The sequence below is a fragment of the Micromonospora sp. WMMD964 genome (genome assembly GCF_029581455.1).
Taxonomy (GTDB): domain Bacteria; phylum Actinomycetota; class Actinomycetes; order Mycobacteriales; family Micromonosporaceae; genus Micromonospora.
Genome location: NZ_CP120860.1, coordinates 5,418,713 through 5,436,945, shown reverse-complemented (window position 1 = coordinate 5,436,945; position 18,233 = coordinate 5,418,713). Strand labels below are relative to the sequence as shown.

16 protein-coding genes and 1 pseudogene are annotated in these 18,233 nt (G+C 70.2%); 12 read left to right on the top strand and 5 right to left on the bottom strand.

The window, feature by feature from the left end; all coding sequences use genetic code 11:
* Window positions 1-190: 190 nt before the first annotated feature.
* The 3 genes and pseudogenes from bla to O7616_RS24790 all read left to right on the top strand — a co-directional run bounded on the left by bla (window position 191) and on the right by O7616_RS24790 (window position 4,410).
* A complete protein-coding gene (gene bla, locus O7616_RS24800) occupies window positions 191-1,096 on the top strand; it encodes a class A beta-lactamase (protein WP_282304203.1) in 906 nt (301 codons plus the stop codon).
* A 77-nt stretch (window positions 1,097-1,173) separates the two neighbouring features.
* Window positions 1,174-3,312 (top strand): annotated as a pseudogene (locus O7616_RS24795) (transglycosylase domain-containing protein); the annotation flags it as partial.
* 279 nt (window positions 3,313-3,591) lie between these two features.
* Window positions 3,592-4,410 (top strand): CPBP family intramembrane glutamic endopeptidase, encoded by an 819-nt coding sequence (locus tag O7616_RS24790; protein WP_282304201.1) that lies wholly within the window; start codon window positions 3,592-3,594, stop codon window positions 4,408-4,410.
* Here the strand turns inward: O7616_RS24790 and O7616_RS24785 are convergent.
* The 3 genes from O7616_RS24785 to O7616_RS24775 form a co-directional block, all read right to left on the bottom strand.
* Window positions 4,407-5,327 (bottom strand): serine hydrolase, encoded by a 921-nt coding sequence (locus O7616_RS24785; RefSeq protein ID WP_282304200.1) that lies wholly within the window; start codon window positions 5,325-5,327, stop codon window positions 4,407-4,409. The genes O7616_RS24790 and O7616_RS24785 overlap by 4 nt on opposite strands.
* Window positions 5,324-6,235 (bottom strand): LysR family transcriptional regulator, encoded by a 912-nt coding sequence (locus O7616_RS24780; protein WP_282304199.1) that lies wholly within the window; start codon window positions 6,233-6,235, stop codon window positions 5,324-5,326. Before O7616_RS24780 ends, O7616_RS24785 begins: the two co-directional genes overlap by 4 nt.
* Before the next feature lie 88 nt (window positions 6,236-6,323).
* Window positions 6,324-6,692 (bottom strand): MerR family transcriptional regulator, encoded by a 369-nt coding sequence (locus O7616_RS24775; RefSeq protein ID WP_282307714.1) that lies wholly within the window; start codon window positions 6,690-6,692, stop codon window positions 6,324-6,326.
* 140 nt (window positions 6,693-6,832) lie between these two features.
* Here O7616_RS24775 and O7616_RS24770 point away from each other — a divergent pair, with 140 nt between their 5' ends.
* The 9 genes from O7616_RS24770 (at window position 6,833) to O7616_RS24730 (ending at window position 14,283) form a co-directional block, all read left to right on the top strand.
* The gene (locus O7616_RS24770) at window positions 6,833-7,228 is read left to right on the top strand and encodes a hypothetical protein (RefSeq protein WP_282304198.1); all 396 of its coding nucleotides are present in this window, start codon (window positions 6,833-6,835) and stop codon (window positions 7,226-7,228) included.
* Window positions 7,225-7,764, top strand: coding sequence for a TetR/AcrR family transcriptional regulator (locus O7616_RS24765; RefSeq protein WP_282304197.1), 540 nt, complete (start codon window positions 7,225-7,227; stop codon window positions 7,762-7,764). The genes O7616_RS24770 and O7616_RS24765 overlap by 4 nt, the downstream gene beginning before the upstream one ends.
* Window positions 7,765-8,394: 630 nt before the next feature.
* Window positions 8,395-9,642 carry an NAD(P)/FAD-dependent oxidoreductase gene (locus O7616_RS24760; RefSeq protein ID WP_282304196.1) on the top strand — a complete coding sequence of 416 codons (1,248 nt, stop codon included), beginning with the start codon at window positions 8,395-8,397 and terminating at the stop codon, window positions 9,640-9,642.
* Window positions 9,643-9,650: 8 nt separating this feature from the next.
* A complete protein-coding gene (locus tag O7616_RS24755; RefSeq protein ID WP_282304195.1) occupies window positions 9,651-10,130 on the top strand; it encodes a MarR family transcriptional regulator in 480 nt (159 codons plus the stop codon).
* A gap of 158 nt (window positions 10,131-10,288) precedes the next feature.
* Window positions 10,289-11,167 (top strand): hypothetical protein, encoded by an 879-nt coding sequence (locus O7616_RS24750; protein WP_282304194.1) that lies wholly within the window; start codon window positions 10,289-10,291, stop codon window positions 11,165-11,167.
* Entirely contained in the window at window positions 11,160-11,660 is a 501-nt protein-coding gene (locus tag O7616_RS24745) for a SigE family RNA polymerase sigma factor (protein ID WP_282304193.1), read from the top strand. Before O7616_RS24750 ends, O7616_RS24745 begins: the two co-directional genes overlap by 8 nt.
* A gap of 140 nt (window positions 11,661-11,800) precedes the next feature.
* On the top strand, window positions 11,801-12,409 hold the full coding sequence (locus O7616_RS24740; RefSeq protein WP_282304192.1) for a hypothetical protein: 609 nt from the start codon (window positions 11,801-11,803) through the stop codon (window positions 12,407-12,409).
* Window positions 12,402-13,325 carry a serine hydrolase gene (locus O7616_RS24735; protein WP_282304191.1) on the top strand — a complete coding sequence of 308 codons (924 nt, stop codon included), beginning with the start codon at window positions 12,402-12,404 and terminating at the stop codon, window positions 13,323-13,325. The genes O7616_RS24740 and O7616_RS24735 overlap by 8 nt, the downstream gene beginning before the upstream one ends.
* Before the next feature lie 211 nt (window positions 13,326-13,536).
* Complete coding sequence (locus O7616_RS24730; RefSeq protein WP_282304190.1) at window positions 13,537-14,283, top strand: alpha/beta hydrolase; 747 nt, start codon at window positions 13,537-13,539, stop codon at window positions 14,281-14,283.
* A gap of 73 nt (window positions 14,284-14,356) precedes the next feature.
* On the opposite strand, the gene O7616_RS24725 is transcribed toward O7616_RS24730, so the two are convergent.
* Both O7616_RS24725 and O7616_RS24720 read right to left on the bottom strand, forming a co-directional pair.
* Entirely contained in the window at window positions 14,357-15,757 is a 1,401-nt protein-coding gene (locus O7616_RS24725; protein WP_282304189.1) for a ricin-type beta-trefoil lectin domain protein, read from the bottom strand.
* 91 nt (window positions 15,758-15,848) lie between these two features.
* Window positions 15,849-18,194 (bottom strand): non-reducing end alpha-L-arabinofuranosidase family hydrolase, encoded by a 2,346-nt coding sequence (locus O7616_RS24720; RefSeq protein WP_348773832.1) that lies wholly within the window; start codon window positions 18,192-18,194, stop codon window positions 15,849-15,851.
* Window positions 18,195-18,233 lie beyond the last annotated feature (39 nt).

Sequence of the window (18,233 nt, the reverse complement as noted above, 5' to 3'; positions counted from 1 at the left end):
GCCGCTCCTCGCGGGCGCGTCCATCCCACACCAACGCGGCGGTCGAACTCGACACGCTGCCTCGGCGATGCCGAATCAGCATGAACACCGCCAGTTCCGTCTTCGACCGCATGCCAGATCCCTGCCAGGGTCGAGTCCTGTCCGACCGGTGCCGCCCGCACCGGACCGACGGCACTGACAAGGAGCGATGATGATTTTTGCGACACACCGTCTGGTGGCCGCGATGGCGGCGGTGTCCCTGGCCGCGTGCGGCCCCGCCGATGCCGCCGAACAGGGGCCGAGAGACGGTGCGGTAACGGTCACCGTGCCCACCGCCACCGACCGGGACCATGAGTTCCGGCGACTGGAGGAGGACTTCGACGCGCGGCTGGGGGTCTACGCGATCGACACCGGCACCGGTGGCACGGTGCGGTACCGGGCCGACGAGCGGTTCGCGTACGCCTCGACGTTCAAGGCGTTGGCCGCCGCCGAGGTCCTCGACGGGACCACCGACGCCGAGTTGGACCGGGTGGTGCGGTACTCGGCGGACGACCTGGTGACCTACTCGCCGATCACGGAGCAGCACGTCGCCGAGGGCATGACGCTGCGCGCGATCGCCGACGCGGCCGTGCGCTACAGCGACAACACCGCCGGAAACCTGCTGTTGCGTCAGCTCGGTGGGCCGCAGAAGTTCGAGAAGGAACTGCGCGAGGTGGGGGACGAGGTCACCGATCCGGCGCGGTACGAGACCGAGCTCAACGAGGCGAGGCCGGGTGACCGGCGGGACACCAGCACCGCGGCGGCCCTGGCCGAGGACCTGCGGGCGTACGCCGTGGGAGACGCCCTCGAACCGGCGGACCGCGACATCCTCACCGGTTGGTTGAAGGGCAACACGACCGGCGCCGAGCTGATCCGCGCCGGTGTGCCCGACGGCTGGACCGTGGGGGACAAGACCGGCGCCGGTGGCTACGGCACCCGCAACGACATCGCAGTGATCTGGCCTCCGGACCGCGCGCCGATCGTCCTCGCGGTGCTGTCCAGCCGCGACCAGAAGGACGCCGACTACGACAACGCCCTGATCGCCCGAGCGACCGAGATCGTGATCGCCGCGATGTGACGGCGTGCCGGCCCGCCCCCCGAGGGCGGGCCGACACCGGCTCGCCTGCTGCACGACGTGGATCGAGGTCGCCCAGAATGCCGATACGTAGGCACACAATCCTGAACAAGACCCTGTCGCTGATCATCTGTGGCCTGTTGGTCGGCGTGGTGGTCGCGGCGGCCGCCTTCCCTCCGTTGGCACTGTCCGGCATGGGTGCGAAGGCGGGCGCGGAGGCGTTCGGCGCGTTGCCGAGCGAGTTGACCGCGGCCCGTACGCCGCAACTGAGCTACCTGCTCGCGGCCGACGGCAAGACCCCGCTGGCCACCATGTACGACGAGAATCGGCGCGACGTGAGACTGCGTGACGTGGCGCCGGTGATGCGCGAGGCGATCATCGCCGCCGAGGACCACGATTTCTACCGGCACAACGGGGTCGACCTCGCCGGCATCGCCCGCGCGTTCGTCAACAACTCCTCCGGCGCCGGGGACCGGCAGGGCGCTTCGACTCTCACCATGCAGTACGTACGGCTGGCTCTCGCGTATTCGGCGGACCACCCGGCCGACGTGGTCGCGGCGACGGAGGACACCACCGCCCGCAAGCTGCGTGAGGTGCGGTACGCGCTCCAGGTCGAGAAGGATCTCGCCAAGGACGAGATCCTGGAGCGTTACCTGAACATCGCCGCCTTCGGCAACGGTGCGTACGGCGTCCACGCCGCCAGCCAGGTCTATTTCGGCAAGCCGCCGAGCAGGCTCAGCATCGCGGAGTCGGCGCTGCTGGCCGGCATGGTGAAGGCACCCACCACCAATGACCCGACCACCAGCGGCGGCCGTCCGCTGGCACTGGAGCGGCGCGACTACGTGCTCGACAACATGGCCACGGTCGGCGCCGTCACGCAGGCCGAGGCCGACGCCGCCAAGGCGGAGCCGATGGTGGTCAGGGACAGGCGTTCCCCGAACGGTTGCGTCGCCACGAACGAGAAGAGCTGGGGTTTCTTCTGCGACTACCTCTACCGCTGGTGGATGTCCCAGGAGGAGTTCGGCGCCACCGCGTACGACCGGGAGCGGCGGCTCAAGGGCGGCGGCTACCGGGTGGTCACCACCCTCGACGTGCAGGCGCAGCGCGCCGGCGACCGGGCCGTACGCAAAGCCAAGAGTGAGACCGCCAAGGAGGCCGCGATGGTCGCCGCGGTCGAACCCGGCACCGGCCGCGTCCGCGCCCTCGCGGTGAACCGCACCTTCCAGATCGACGACCCGCAGGATCCGGCCAACAAACCCCACAGCGACCCGCGACAGCGCTCGAAGAACCGGTTGGGTACCTACCCCAACACGGTGAACCCGTTACTGACCGGCGGTGACGGCATCACCGGCTACCAGGCCGGCTCGACCTTCAAGATCTTCACCGTCGTCGCCGCCCTGGAGAAGGGGATCCCCCTCAGCCACACGATCGACTCGCCGCAACGCTTCCGGTCGGAGTACGTCATCGACAGCGCCAGTCCCACCGCGTGTCCCGGGACCTCCCGCTACTGCCCCCGGAACGCCGACCACAGGGCCGGTGGGGTGCTGAACATGTGGAGCGCGTTCTCCCGGTCGACGAACACCTACTTCGTCCCCCTGCAGCAGCAGGTCGGCGCGGAGAACGTGGTCGACGTGGCCAAGCGACTCGGCATCCAGTTCCGGGTCACCCGGGAGGACCGGTGGGCCGACGACCGGGCCGCCGCCCACGGTTGGGGCGCGTTCACCCTCGGCGTCTCTGCCACGACCCCGCTGGAGCTGGCCAACGCGTACGCGACCCTTGCCGCGGACGGCACCTGGTGTGCGCCGACTCCGGTGCAGGAGATCCGCGGCCCTGACGGCGGGAGCCTGGACATCGCCGAGCCGCGCTGCGAGAAGCGGGTCGGCACCGACGTGGCCCGCGCCGCCGTCGACGTCGCCCGCTGCCCGGTCGGTGACGACTCCGCGACCAGCCGGTGCGGCGGCAGTCGCACGGCCGCGCAGGTGAAGGCCGCGGTGGACGCTCCGGTCGCCGGTAAGACCGGCACCACCGACGCGGAGAACTACGCCTCCATGGTGGCGATGACGAAGCAGTACGCGGTGGCCGGGATCCTGACCGACCCGGACTGGCCGCAGACCACCGTGAAGATGCGGCACCAGCAGCGCGACGGCATCAATCCGCCGGTCTACGAGACCCTGGCGGCGGCGATGCACGGCAAGCCGCGCGTCGACTTCCCGCCCGCGCCGGCGGCTCTCGCCGGGTGAGGCGGTCGGGACGCGCACCTCGAAATGTCACGGTGGGGTGGTGACACGGTGGCACTGCACGTCGGACGCGGTCCGCGCTGGAATGGGACGTCCAGCAGCGTCGAAAGGAATCCCCCGATGAGCGCGCCACGATCCGACGGACCCTGGGTAGGGGCGGAGCGCCCAGGCACCTCTGACGCGAGAGGCTCGCGCCGTACGACGTCGGAGCGATCCGGGCCGGCCGTCGACAGTTCCCGGCCCTTCGGCGCCCACCTGCGCATGAGCTGGTGGAAGCCGCTCGTGGTCATCCTCGTGCCGCCGCTGGTGATGCTGCTCCTGCAGGTGCTGCTCTACCAGGTCGTGGGCGTCATCGAGGGCAGCGACGACCCGATGTCGGCCACGCTCACGCCGTTGAAGTTGGTGGCCGTCAACATCAGCATCGGCGCGGCGGGCGTCTTGGCGATCCTGCTCCTGGTGTGGATCGCCAAGGTGCCGTGGCGGAGCCTGATCAGCTTCCCCCGGGCCTTCGACGCCCGCCGCCTGGCCCACTACCTGACCGGAGCGACGCTGCTGGTGGGTGCCGGGATCGGTGTCGTGGCGCTGGTCGCGCCGGACTCCCCGGGCTGGACCGCCTTCGGTGTCACCGGCACGACGATCGGCGTGCTGGCGGTCACCGTCCTGAGCACCCCGATCCAGTCCGCCGGCGAGGAGTTGATGTTCCGGAGCGCCGTGCTGCCCGCCGCCGCGTCCTGGGTGCGCGCGGTGCGCCCGGCCCTGGTCGTCGGGCTCGTCGTCTCCGGCCTCGGCTTCGCCGTGGTCCACGGGTCGGCCGACCCCTGGCTGTTCGGCTACTACACGTTCATCGGTGTCAGCACCGGCCTGATGGCCGTCGTCAGTCGCGGCATCGAGGCGCCGGTCGCCTTCCACGTCGCCAACAACGTCCTGTTCGGGATCGTCAACACGGTGATGGCGGACGGGGAGCCCTACGCGATCGACCGGTCCACCGACTCCGGTGACGCGGCCCTGTTGATCCTCGGCGCCGTCAACATCGCCATGGTGGTGCTGGTCTGGCTGCGTGAGCGGCGCCTGCGGCCCTAACCCCACCAGGGCAGGGTGCCCGTCCGCAGGTGGTCGTGCAGGCTCCGGGCGACCTGGGCCATCGTCGCCTCGCTGCCGGGCTGCGCGACGGCGGGCACCCGGGAGGCGGTGAGCGCGGCGATCGCGTACGACTGCCCGTCAGCATGATCCACCACCCCGATCTCGTGGCGCAGGTGCAGCAGGGTGCCGGTCTTGGACGACCAGCGGGACGCGTCGGAGGTGAAGTCGGGGGCGAGCCGCTGCCGGTGCAGGTTGTCCGCCAACAGAGCGCGTACGCGGGCGGCGGTGCTCTCGTTGATCGCCGAGGGCCGCCAGAGGGCGTGTAGCAGGTCGACGAAGGCTCGCGCCGACCCGGCGTTGGCACGGGTGACGTCGAGTTGGGCGACCGGATGGCCCTGACCGGGGGTCGCCGCGCCGATGGCGAGGGAGTGGGCCAGGTGCACCTCGTCGGGGCCGAGGCGTTCCGCCGGGGTCTCGGCGAGGTCGGCGACCCGGTGCCGCACGGAGATGCCCCCGATCCGCAGTCGCCGCAGCTCGGCGGCGACCGCGGTCGGCGGGACGAGGTCGAACAGGGCGTCGGCGGCAACCCCGTCGCTGACGGAGGTGCTCAGGTAGAGCAGGTCGTCCACGGAGATCCGGGCGGGATGACGGAAGCGGCTGATCCCGGTCGGGCCGGGCGTGGTGATCCGACCGGGCACGAGGTCGACAGGTGTCGCCGGGTCGAGTTCCCCGCGCGCGACCCGTTCCAGGACGGCGACCGCCAGCGGCACCTTGACCAGCGACGCCGACGGGTACGGGGTGTCGGCGTCGAAGCCGATCTCCTGCCCGTTGTCGAGGTCGCGGACGAGGAAGGCGCCGCGCAGTCCCGCCTCGTCGAGCAGGTCACGTGCGCTGCGGACGACGGCGGTGGCGCTCATTCCGTGGCTCCTCTCGGTCGGTCACCGGCTGCGCCGTCCCCGGCGGCACCCAGGGATCGTGCGACGTCCGCGTACAGGACGGTGCGGAGCTGGTCGAGGTCCTCGCGTGCGCCGGCGGCGACGTCGTAACCCCGCAGGAGCCGCGGGCCGGCGAGGGGGCACCAGTGCAGCGCGAAGTCCTCGGCCTGCCGGCGGGAGCACAGGAGGAGGTCGGGGGAGCCGAGGGCCGCCGCCGCGGCGTCGACGAGGGACGGCGCGATCGCTACCTGGGCCGGTGCCAGGCCGGCCGACTGGCCGGCGCGGGTCAGGGGATCCCGCAGGTGCGCGACGTCGTCCTCGGGCTGGATCAGGATCCGGCGGCGTGCCTGGGTGCGGGCCCGGCCGGTGCGTAGCGTCTCCAGGAACACCGTCGGCGCCGGGAAGGGAGTCCGGGCGGCCAGCCCGAGCGGCACCCGCCAGAGTGCCGTCGCCTCCGGAACCGCCACGATCGCGGTATCGACCTCGAGGGTCTGGCAGAGCCGTTCGCGCTCCTGCGGACCGGCCGGCCGTACCTCCAACTGGACTCGCTGCCGTCGGGCCGCGACCACCAGGGCGGCGAGGCGGTGCGGCGGGCAGATCTCGGGTACGGCGACCCGCAGCGGCCGCAACCGGGCCCGCTCGGCGTCGTCGGCCATGGCGTCGGCGAGGTCGACGAGGCGTCGCGCCGTCGGCAGCATGTCCTGCCCGAACGGGGTCAACCGGACCGCGCGGGAGCTCCGGTCGAACAGCCGCGACCCGAAGTGCTCCTCCAGGGCGGCGATGCGGCGGCTGGCCACGGACTGGGGTATTCCCGCCGCCGCGGCGCCCGAGGTGAAGCTGCCGTGGCCGCTGACGGCGACGAAGGCCCGACACGCGACGACGATGTCCATCCACCGAAGCTATACCTGGAACGCATGGACGAGGCGGCCGGGCACCCTGATCGGCATCGTTCTCTCCGCCCGAGTCGGCCGCACCGGCTCATGCGCTGGCGAGTTCCCTACGGTGGGCGCGGTTGGCGCTGATCAGCTCGTCGAGGACCGCCCGGGTCTTGATCAGGTCTTCGATGTGCCGATCGATCCGGTCCCGCTCCTGGCGCATCCGCTCGAAGGCCGCCTCGGAGGTGGCCGTACTCGGGGACTCGACGCAGGGCAGGAGGTCGACGATGGTGCGACTGTTCAGGCCGGCGGAGAAGAGCCGCTGAATGAGGATGATCCGCTCGACCTGGCCCTCGACGTAGCGGCGGTGACCGCTCGGGCTGCGCAGGCTGGCGAGCAGACCCTGCTCCTCGTAGTAGCGCAGGGATCGCACGCTGACCCCGGTACGGGCCGCGAGTTCACCGATCCGGATGGTGGTGCTCATTCCTGCCTCCCGTCGTACCTCACGTGGATGTGAGGTCAAGCCTACCCCTCACTGGTAGCGGACTCCTGAGTCCGGTACTGTCGGCGCTATCCGGACTCGGGAGTCCGGATAGTCGAGAGGACAACCCGATGACACCCGTACGCATCAGCGACGCCATCCGCGACGTGGCCTTCGAGCCCCGCCTCAGCCTGGAGGAGGCCCTGGACAGGTACTACGCCCCCGACCTCGTGCACACCGGCGACGGTCGGACGCGCGACCGCGCCGAGTTCGCGGAGATGGTCGCCGGGATCCGCAGCAGAGTCGCCGAGGGCGCGGTGACCGTGCTCGACGAGCTGTACGACGGCCTGAACTACGCCGAGCGGCACCGGTACACGATGACCATGACCGACGGAACGGTCGTCCACCGGGAGATGTACTACTTCGCCACGCTGGCCGAGGACGGTCGGTTCCAGCGGGTCCACGAGAGTGGCTTCGACGTCGACCCGGGGCCGGGGCTGCCTCTGCCCGAAGCAGACCGACGGTGAACGCTCTTCGGCGCGCGGACGCGCTGCGCAACCACGAGCGGGTCGTCGCGGCGGCCCGTGACCTGTTCGCCGAACGCGGCCTGGACGTCACAGTGCCCGAGGTGGCGGCGCGCGCCGGGGTCGGGCGGGCCACCGTCTACCGTAGTTACCCGACCAAGGATGAGCTGGTGCTGGCGGTCGCGCAGGAGAGCTTCCGCTCGCTGCACGCGCGTACCCTGGCCGCCCTTGCCGCCGACGACGCCTACCGGGCGTTGCTCGACTACGTGCCGGACCTGCTCGACCATCTCGCCCGCGACCGCGGCCTGGCGGCGGTTTTCTTCGAAGGCCGCCTGCTGCCCGCCGCGGAACTCGTCGACCTGATCGGCCGGCTGCTCCAGGCGGCGAGGGCGTCGGGGCCGATCCGCGCGGACGTCGGCACCCTGGACGTCCGCGTCGTGCTGTGCGGCGTGGTCCGCCAACTCATCGCGCTGGACGAACGCGATCCGGCCGTCTGGCGTCGCTACGCGGGTCTGATCCTCGCCGCCTTCCATCCCTGACCACGGCTCCGGCCGGGCGTAGCAGACGACGTACGCGCGGGAGCTGTTGGCGAGCAGGTGCGGCAGCGGAGCGCCGGGGTCCCACTCGAAGCCGATGTCGATCACTTCGGCGTACTGCTCGCCGCGGGCTGCTGCGAGAGCACGCTCGGCGGTCGATCTCTTCTTCCCGTCGCTTGGCCTCAACCAGTCTGCGAACCAACTCATCAGGCACGCCAGCATTATCGATTGCGGAGTCGCCGCGAGTTTTGGGGACGAGGTCCGCGGGGAGCCGACCGGGCATCGCTGCCGCCGTCAGGCGCAGAACCCTTGCTTCGCCCTTTGCTCTGCACCCATTGAGGCGACGGTTACGGAACGTGCGTGGTGCCTGGATGGGTGCAGAGCAAAGGGGGCGGGCCTGGTGGGTGGGTCCGGCGGGCGGGACCCCGCTGAGCAGGGGGCGGGCGCAAGGCGAAGGCGGCGTGCGCGGCGGTCGGGCCGGGCTGGCGTTACCGGCGGTGACATCCACGAGATGTGGCGCGCGAACGGCCGATGCTACGCCGACAACGGAGCGATGAAGCGGGAGGCTCACGTCGGTCGGGCGACGTGCGTCGGTGCCCTTGCCCAAATCATCTTAGTCATTAAGATAAATGCATGCGGCTATCGACGGACTTCTCGGTGGCGATCGCCGGCGCCGGCCTCTCCGGCCTCTGCCTCGCCCAGTACCTGATGCGTGCCGGCATCGAGGTGCACGTCTACGAACGGGACCCGGGCCCCTTCGTCCGGCGGCAGGGCTACCGGATCATCCTCGACCGGTACGGGCTGGCGGCGCTGCGCGAGAGCCTGCCCCGCCAGCTGTACAACCTGGCGCTGGCCACCGGCGACGAACCCGGCGGGTACCTCCGCTTCACCGACAGCCGACTGCGGGACGCCTTCACCATCACCTTCAAGGACCAGCCACACGCGACCCGTCAGGTCGACCGGCTGACCCTGCGGTCGATCCTGCAGTCCGGGCTGAACGGGCGCATCCACTACGGCAAGGAGGCCGTCGCGGTGGACGGCGGCGGCCCGTCGAAGCTCCGACTGCGGTTCTCCGACGGCGGGGCCGCCGGGGCGACCGTCGTCGTGGGCGCGGACGGCGTCGGCTCGGCGCTACGCGCGCAGCTCATGCCGGACGCGGACCCGGCGAACACTCCGATGGCGGGCATCTACGGTCGGTCACCCCTGCTGCGCAACGGCGAGAGCGTCATCCCGGACGCGCTGCGGACCAGCGGGGTCCTGGCCATCGCCGACCAACCGGGCCGCGCCTTCTTCTTCACCTCCATGCGGTTCGGCGAGAGCCCGCAGGAGGCGTTCGCGCGCCTGGCCCCGGGCAGCTACGCGCCCACCGGCTACGACTACGTCATGTGGGGACTGCTGCTCCGGCAGGAGGAGGTGCCCACCGGCGTACGCGGAGACCTGCTGGCGCTGTGGCGACTGGCCGCCCGGATGAGTGCGGACTTCCACCCGGTCGTCCGGCGGTTGGTCGCCACGGCCGAACTGGACGCCACGGTGCTCAACCTCTTCGCCGCCGGCCGGCGTCCGCGCCGGTGGGCGGTGCCCCGGGCGACGATGATGGGCGACGCCGTGCACGTCATGCCGCCGTTCGGCGCTCACGGCGGCAACACGGCGCTCCGCGACGCCGCCCTGCTCGGCCGCAGGCTGGTCCAGGCCCGGGCGAACGGCACGCCGGTGGAGCAGGCGATCGCCGACTACCAGGACGAGATGGTGCCCTACGCCTTCCGCGCCGTCGACACCGCCGCCGGGCTGATGCGCCGCCTCACCGGGGGAGCGGCCGCACCGCACTGGGTGCTGACCCGCCTGTTACCTCGGCTGCACCGGGTGACCGTGCCGGAGGCATGATTGCCGGCATGTCCGACGACCCGGCCCGTGCGTCCGCCATCGCCGACCTCATGCACGCCGGGCGGGAGATGTCGCGGCTGTCGATGGTGTTCCGGTACGCCATCGCGGAGCGGCTGGGCCTCACCGTGAGCGACCTGGAGTGCCTGGACTACCTGGCGGACGCGGGATCCGCCACGGCGGGGCAGGTCGCCGAGCGGACCAACCTCACCACCGGGGCGGTGACCAGCATGCTCCGTCGGCTCCAGCAGGCGGGCTACGTGACGGCCGAGCGCGATCCGGCGGACCGGCGGCGGGTGATCGTCACCCTGCGGCCGGAGCGGGCCGCCGAGTTGAAGCGACCGTACGAGCGCTTCGCCGAGTGGACGGAGCGGCTCATCGAGGGCTACAGCGTCGACGAGGTCACGCTGCTCGTCCGGCACTACGACCACATGCAGGCGATGTACCTCGCCGAGTTGGACCGCCTCCGCGCCGACAACCTAACCTCCTAGGATGCCGTACGGACCGTGACCCGCACGACCCACTGTGCCGGTCGGCAGGAGCTGAGGAAAATTCGCGCCGGAAGACGGTAACCAAATCGGCCCGCCAACGCGTCAGGTAGGAGACGGATCGCCGCGCAGGGCGGCCGGGCCGAGGAGGGGTACGGGACATGGGTGACGTCCGTGGACGTTTCAGGGACGATCTGGCCCACCACCCCGCCCCACCGTTGGGTGACCTGGTGGAGCGGGCGATGGTGCAGGGCCGCCGACTGCGCCGTCGGCGCCGCCTGGCGCAGGTCGGCGCCGGCGGGTCGGCATTGGTGATGCTGGTCGTGATCGGTCTGGTCGGCGGGCCGCTCGGCGTCGGGACAGGTGACGACGGTCCGCCCGGTGGGATGAACGTGGGTTCGCTGGGTGGGCGGGTCGACACGACCACGCCGTCCCCGGCGGGGACCACGGACGGGTTCGTCGACGACGCCGGTGGAAAGCCGGGGGGAGCCCTCAACCCGGCGATGTCGCCGACCCCGTCGACCACGGTGATCGACACCGTGCGAATCGGGGCGGGGCCGGGCGGTGAGCTGCTGACCGCCACACCGCAGGGCGCCCTGGAACTGTTGACCCGGCTCCTGCCCAAGGGGAAGACCGGCGGGTACGCGAGCCTGCAGAGCAGCGGTGCGGGCCCCGGCATGCCGTACGTCCAGCTCCACCTCGACCGGGGCGAAGGGCCGGGCATGCTGCGGCTCTCCGTCTACCAGGACCGCCTCGGTGACAACCCGGCACCGGGGACGGTGGAGCTGACCGAGGTTCCCGACAACTGCGTGCAGAACGAGATGGTCACGGTTTACCACCACGATGGCCTCCAGGTCGATGTGATGATCTCCACCTGCCTGTTCTGGGAGGGCAAGGGCACCTCGCCGGCACCGCCCGCCCTCTCGGTGGACGAGGCGATCGCGATCGCCGCGAACCCGACCTGGGGGACGAGGATTCCGGCCGAGCTCGTGCGAAGCGGCGCCAAGAACTTCGCGTCGCTGGCGCGGTCGAATGGCTGACGAGGACTTCGTGGAGTTCGCGCAGGCGGCCGCTGGTCGCCTGCGCGACGCCGCGTTTCTGATGTGCCGCGACTGGCACCTCGCCCAGGACCTCACCCAGACGACACTGGCCAAGGTGTACGCCAACTGGAAGCGGGTCCGCCGGGCCGACGACCCCCACGCGTACGCCCGCAAGGTACTGCTGCGCTGCATGATCGACCAGCAGCGGCGCCGCTCCAGCCGCGAGTTGGCGATGTCGGTGCCGCCCGATCGGGGCGAGGAACATCCGACCGAGTTGCGGATGACGTTGCTGGACGCGGTCGCCACCCTGCCGCTGCGGGATCGAGCGATCATCGTCCTGCGTTACTGGGACGACCTGAGCGTGGAGACGACCGCCGAGGTGGTGGGCGTCTCCGTCGCCGTCGTCAAGAGCCAGAGCATGCGCTCCCTGGGCCGCCTGCGCGAACTGCTCGGCGATAGCCGTTCCGAGCTGTTCGCCGAGGAACGCCATTGACCGGTCCTGTCTGCGGTCGGGGCGTGGCGGACCCCGGCGGTGAATGTCTGCCTCGGGGAGGTTCGGTGTCGGTGTCGAGCGGCAGGACGGGCCGAGGCCGGATTCGCGGCAGAGGCAGAGGTTCGTCCGCTGTCCTGCCGGTGGTCCTGTCGGCGTTGGTGGTGATGGCCGCGGGGTGCCATCGGCCGGAGCCCGGCGTCGGCCCCGACGAGCGGCGTGCCGCCGACGCGGAGCCGAGCGGTCCAGGCACCCTGCTGCGTGCGGCCGACCTGGGTTCGGGCTGGCACGAGGACGAGGCCCGTAGCGGTCTGCCGCCCTGGCCGTGGGAGCAGGTCGACTGCCCCGACTATCGGAGCACCGACTACCCGGCGAAATCCCATCGCCGCGCTGCGGTGGAGCGCTACTACCAGCCGTCTGACGGCTCGTCATCCGCCCATCACGTGGTGGAGACGTACGAACCCGGGTGGGCCGAGCGGAACGTCGACGACGTCCGTCGGGTTCTGCTGCGGTGCGCGAGCTACCCGGTGCACGGGTCGCAGCTCTCCTTCGCCGTCGTCGACGCGCACTACCTGGGGGGCGAAGGTCTTCTCATCCGAGGCCGGATCGAGCGTGCCGGCATCCCGCACAGCGTGAGGTACTTCGTGATGCTGAAACGAGGCGAGACGGTCTCGACGGTCAGCCTTCCGGATCCGGGCAGCCGGGCCGCGGTGGACTCGATCGCGGCGAAGGCGGTGGCCCGTCTTGGCTGAGCGGGAAGGTCGACAGCTGACACGCCGCTGGGTGGTCTCCGCGGTCACCATGTCTCTGGCGGGTGTTGCGACGGCCGCCTTCGGTGCCACCCGCGCTCTCGACGGCGGGGGAGCCGGCCCGTCGCACGGTCCGTCTCCTGCCCGGCCGATTCCCACGACACCCGCCGTCGACCTGGTCGCCGAGGCGAGGAAGCGCATCGAGACCTACGTGGAGCGGTACGACGGTCACCTGGCGGTGGCGGCACTGGATCGGCAGGGAACGGCGGCGGTGACGGCCGGCGTCAAACGGTTCGAGACGGCCAGCATCGTGAAGGTCGACATCCTCGCGGCCCTGCTGCTGAGGCAGAAACCGGCGGGCAAGGCCCTGAGTTCCGGCACTCGGCGGTTGGCCGAAGACATGATCGTGTCCAGTGACAACGATGCGGCGGTGGCGCTGTGGCAGCGGATCGACGGCTCGCGCGGACTCACCGCCGCGAACCGCGCACTCGGTCTGCGGGAGACCAAGCCGAACTCGCACTGGGGCCTCACCACGACCACTGCTGCCGACCAGCTCCGTCTGCTGACCGCGTTGACGTCGCCGACGGGACCGTTGACCCCGCAGGACCGTACCTTCGTCCTGGGCTTGATGAAGAAGGTGATCCCCGAGCAGCGATGGGGGGTCACCGCCGCCGGGGAGCCGGGCAACCGGTCCGTCTACGTCAAGAACGGCTGGGACACCGCCGATGTCGACGGCGGTCGCTGGATCGTCAACAGCATCGGACGGATCGTCGAGGCACGCCACGATTGGCTGATCGCCGTACTCTCCGACCATCACGCGAGCCAGGAAGCGGGCGTTCGCGTCGTCGAGCAGGCCGCCACGTACGTGCTCAAGGAGCTGCGCGCCGCCACCGCTGGTGACGGTTCGTCGCAGGGATAGCTCTCCGCCTCTGGTGAGCGGCCCGCCGAGCGGCTTTCGGATTTCGCTGACACAGGGCTCATCCGTGCTGGATATTAATGCTGTACCGCCCCCCGAGGCCCGGATCCCGGGCCGGCACGGGGCTGCGAGTGAGACGCCCCATCGAACGTTCCCGCCGCCTATGCACGTGTGGTGACGTCAGCGGCAGGGGACTTCCGAAAGGTGATGCCGAATGACCGCTGCACCTGACTCGCCCGGCCAGGCGGGGCTGCCCACTGTTGTGTTCGTCCATGGGGCGTTCGCCGATTCGTCGAGCTGGAACGGGGTGATCGCCGACCTCAAGCGTCGAGGCTACCCGGCCATGGCTGTCGCCAACCCGTTGCGTGACGTGCAGCAGGACGCCGCCTACGTCCGTTCCGTCGTGGACAGCATCGATGGTCCGGTCGTCATGGTCGCTCATTCCTATGGCGGAATCGTGATAACCGAGGCCGCGGACGGCGCCGCCAATGTGAAGGCTCTGGTGTACGTCGCCAGCGTCAGCCCGGACGTCGGCGAAAGCGTACTCGACCTGATCTCGAAGTATCCCGGGAGTGAACTCGGTACCTCCATCAAGATGGTTCCGTTCCGCCTCCCCGACGGGTCGATGTCCATGGAGCAGTACATCGAAACGGACAAGTTCCCGGCGGTGTTCGCCGCCGACGTCGACCCCGACCTCGCTGCGCTGATGGCGGTCACGCAGCGGCCCGCCGCGCAGAGCGCCCAGACGGGATCCGTGACCAAGACCGCCTGGAAGTCCATCCCGTCGTGGACCCTGATCAGCAAGCAGGACAAGGGCATTCCGCCGGACCTGCAACGCTTCATGGCCGACCGGGCCAAATCCACCACGGTCGAGGTCGACGGGTCCCACGCCGTGGCGGTCTCCCAACCCGGCAAGGTCGCCGACCTCATCGACACCGCCGCCCGCGCGACCGCCGGCTAGGCGCCCGCCGAGGACGACGGACGAGGGGCGGGCCCGGCGTCACGCCGAGCCCGCCCCTTTCAGTTCGCCGTGCTCATCGCGAGAGCGCGGTGAGCCGGAATTGCTGGTTGGTCTGGCCGTGGCAGTCGTAGAGCTGGATCTGGGCGCCGTTGGCGGTGCTCCAGACGTCCAGGCATCGCCCGGACTGTACGCCGCTGATGGTGCCGTTGGAGTTGACGTTCCACTGTTGGTTGGTCTGGCTGTGGCAGCTGTAGATCTGCACCGCCGCCCCGTTGCCCGACCCTGCCGCGTCGAGGCACATGTTGCCGTACACCTGGAGTTGTTTGTTCGAGGTGTAGGTCCACTGCTGGTTGGTCTGGCCGTGGCAGTCGTAGAGGTGGACCCGGGTGCCGTTGGTGCGTGAGGCGTTGGGTACGTCGATGCACCGGCCGGACTGGGTGCCGACGATCTCGTTGGCCGAGCCCGGTGGGACGGTCGGGGTGGGGGTCGGCGTCGGCGGATCCGTGGGGGTCGGCGTCGGCGTGGGCGGTGTCGAGGGCAGCAACGGGCAGGTGCTGCGATAGGTGACCACACCGCTGTTGTCCAGCAGCGGGCAGAGGAACTGGCTGTACCGGGCGTCGTTGTCGACGAACATCTTGACGAACGGCAGCATGGTCCGGACCATCACCGGGTTCGACCGTCCGACCATGAACCCGTGATCGGCCCCCGCGACCTCCAGGTAGACGCTCTCAGTGGTGCTCGGGAGGCTGTTGTACAGGCCGGTGGCGTAGGACGGGGTGACCACCGTGTCCGCCTGCCCGGAGATGATCATCGTGGGCACCCGGTCGTTGGCCAGGTTCGAGGACGGTGAGTACGGCGCGATCCCGACCACCGCCTTGAGCGACGAGCGTCGGATGGCCGCGCTCAGCGCGCCACCGCCGCCCATGGAGTGACCGGCGACCGCCAGCCGGGTGGGGTCGACCCGGTCGCGTACCGGGCTCTGCTGGGTGAGGTAGTCCAGTGCGGCGAGCAACTGGGTGCCCCGGGCGGTGTCGAAGTCGTTGCGGCTGTTGGTCTCGATGCCGATCACCACGAACCCGTGGGAGGCCAGCCACGGCCCCATCCAGGCCAGTTCGGCGGAGAACAACGCCGTGTAACCCGGCGAGATCGCGATGGCCCCGAAGGTGCCCTGGCTGGTGTCGGTCGGGTAGTAGATCCGGCCGCCGTTGAAGCCGTACCCGGTCGGGACGCTGACCGACGTGTTGGCGAAGGGGCCGTTCACGGCGGTGACGCTGGTCCGGGTGGGGTCCGGGCCGCGCTGGTACGGGTTGTCGGCCGCCGACGCCGAGCCGGTCGCCACGGTGATGGTGAGCAGTCCGACCGCGGCGGCGATCCCGGCTGCGGCGAGCTTGAACAGTCGTCCCCGACGGCCGGGTGTCGCTCGGTCGGCAGGGGTGTTCCCCGCGGGTGGCGGGTGGTCTACGGGTCGTCGCACTGTCGGTACCTCCTGGGTGGTGGTGGGGGAACGAGGGGCGGGCGGGCTCGTCGTGTGCCGAGCCCGCCCGCCCCCCGGCGTGTTCCGATGGTCAGCGCTGCAGGGTCAGCAGACCCGGGCGGTACGGCAGGAGGCCGTAGTCGCCGCCGGAGCTGGGGGAGCGGCCCTGGTAGAGCAGTTGCAGGTTGCAGGCGTTCACGGTCATGGTCTGGTCGGCGTTGGTGCGCAGCAGCTCACCGTGGCTGATGTCGTTGGTCCAGGTGGCACCGCTGTTGGCCTTGCCCGCGAACGGGTTGCTCTCACTGGTGGCCTGCGGCGTCCAGGTGCCACCCAGGCTGCTGGCGGTGAACGAGCGGAAGTAGCGCCCGTTCGCGCCGATCGCCTCGACGATCATGAGGTACTTGTTCAGGCCCTGGAGCTTGTAGACCTGGACGGCCTCGAACAGGTTGTTCGTGGTGTCGGTCATGATCGTGGTGTAGTTGGAGCCGAAGCTGCCGGGGAAGTTCCCGATCGGCATGCTGGCCCGGTAGATCCGGCCGTTGTCGCCGGCGAAGAACAGGTACATGTTCTGGTCGTCGCCGATGAGGGCCTGGTCGATCGGGCCGGTGTTGGAGTTGGAGATGCTGCCGCTGAACAGCGTCTGCGGCGACGACCACCCGTTGGGGTTGGTCGGGTCGCTGGAGGTCCGGTACGAGAACGCCGGGCCGCCCCACTGGTAGGCGAGCACCCAGATGTTGCGCGGCGCGAAGTAGAACAGCGACGGCGCGACGGTCGCCGAGTTCATCGCGTTCTGGCTGGCCGAGCCCATCTGGGAGTAGTTGCTGAAGAGGCCGAAGTTCATCGAGCCCCACGTGGTGCCGGTGTCGTGGGTGGTGGCGTAGACGAGCTGCTGGCCGTTGTACGGCGCGACGGTGAAGTCCTTCAGCGACACCCAACCGGACCTCGGCTGCGCCAGCGCGCCAGTCGACGACCACCGGTACGACGACGGGAGGTCACACGTGGTGGTGGGCGGCGGAGTCGTCGGGGTCGGCGTCGGGGTGGAGCCGCCGCCCAGGGCGGCGAGCCGGAACTGCTGGTTGGTCTGGCCGTGGCAGTCGTAGAGCTGGATCTGGGCGCCGTTGGCGGTGCTCCAGACGTCCAGGCATCGCCCGGACTGCACGCCGCTGATGGTGCCGTTGGAGTTGACGTTCCACTGTTGGTTGGTCTGGCTGTGGCAGCTGTAGATCTGCACCGCCGCCCCGTTGCCGGAGCCCGCCGCGTCGAGGCACATGTTGCCGTACACCTGGAGTTGTTTGCTCGAGGTGTAGGTCCAGGCCTGGTTGGTCTGCTTGTTGCAGTCGTAGAGCTGCACCCGGGTGCCGTTGGTGGTCGCCGCGTTCGGCACGTCGACGCACCGGCCGGACTGGGTGCCGACGATCTCGTTGGCCGAGCCCGGTGGGACGGTGGGGGTGGGGCCCGGCGTGGTGGGCGTGGGGGTGGGGCCGGGGCCCGCGCTGTTCAGGGCGTCCAGGGTGGACGTGTAGGCGGCCTTCTTGTTGCCGTTGCACTCGAAGAGCAGCGGAGTGCCGCCGGAACGCCACGAGTCACAGTCGCGCACGCCCCAGACGGTGATGCCGTTGCAGCGAGCCACGGCGAGACAGTCGTTGACCACGTTGCGGTAGGTGTTGGCCTGCGTCGTGCCGGAGCCCTCGATGTCCAGTTCGGTGATCTGCACGTCCACCCCGAGGGCGGCGAAGCTGGACAGCGTCGTGCGGTAGTTGCTGTTGTACGGCGAGTTGGCGTTGAAGTGCGACTGGAACCCGACGCAGTCGATCGGCACGCCACGGGACTTGAAGTCGCGCACCATGTTGTAGACCGCCTGGGTCTTGGCCCAGGTCCAGTTGTCGGTGTTGTAGTCGTTGTAGCAGAGCTTCGCGTCCGGGTCCGCCGCGTCGGCGGCGCGGAACGCGGCCTCGATCCAGTCGTTGCCGGTGCGCTGGAGGTTCGAGTTACGACGGGCGCCGCTGTTGCCGTCCTCGAACGCCTCGTTCACCACGTCCCAGGAGTGGATCTTGCCCCGGTAGTAGCCGGCCACGCGGCTGACGTGGTTGAGCATCGCGCTGCGCAGCGCGGAGCCCTCCATGCTCTGCATCCAGCCGGGCTGCTGCGAATACCAGGCCAGGGTGTGGCCGCGGACCTTCCAACCCCGGGAGAGTGCGTGGTTCACGATCCGGTCCGCGTTGCCGAAGGTGAAGTTGTTCTGCTGTGGCTCGGTCGCGTCGATCTTCATCTCGTTCTCGGGAGTGACGCTGTTGAACTCCCGGTTCAGGATCGTCGTGTAGGCGCTGTCACCGAGCTTGTTCGCGGCGACGGCGGCACCGAAGTACCGGCCGGACTGGGCCGCGGCCGCACCGAGTGTCGTCTCGGCGGCCTGGGCGAGGTTGGGTAGCAGCGACACGACGAGGGCCGCAACTATCGCGACAGTTCCGGAAAGTGT

Coding starts and splice junctions, on each gene's coding strand:
- O7616_RS24750 (WP_282304194.1), top strand. CDS start 10,289: ATGGGTGACGTCCGTGGACGTTTCAGGGACGATCTGGCCCACCACCCC.
- bla (WP_282304203.1), top strand. CDS start 191: ATGATTTTTGCGACACACCGTCTGGTGGCCGCGATGGCGGCGGTGTCC.
- O7616_RS24785 (WP_282304200.1), bottom strand. CDS start 5,327: ATGAGCGCCACCGCCGTCGTCCGCAGCGCACGTGACCTGCTCGACGAG.
- O7616_RS24755 (WP_282304195.1), top strand. CDS start 9,651: ATGTCCGACGACCCGGCCCGTGCGTCCGCCATCGCCGACCTCATGCAC.
- O7616_RS24745 (WP_282304193.1), top strand. CDS start 11,160: ATGGCTGACGAGGACTTCGTGGAGTTCGCGCAGGCGGCCGCTGGTCGC.
- O7616_RS24770 (WP_282304198.1), top strand. CDS start 6,833: ATGACACCCGTACGCATCAGCGACGCCATCCGCGACGTGGCCTTCGAG.
- O7616_RS24730 (WP_282304190.1), top strand. CDS start 13,537: ATGACCGCTGCACCTGACTCGCCCGGCCAGGCGGGGCTGCCCACTGTT.
- O7616_RS24760 (WP_282304196.1), top strand. CDS start 8,395: ATGCGGCTATCGACGGACTTCTCGGTGGCGATCGCCGGCGCCGGCCTC.
- O7616_RS24780 (WP_282304199.1), bottom strand. CDS start 6,235: ATGGACATCGTCGTCGCGTGTCGGGCCTTCGTCGCCGTCAGCGGCCAC.
- O7616_RS24790 (WP_282304201.1), top strand. CDS start 3,592: ATGAGCTGGTGGAAGCCGCTCGTGGTCATCCTCGTGCCGCCGCTGGTG.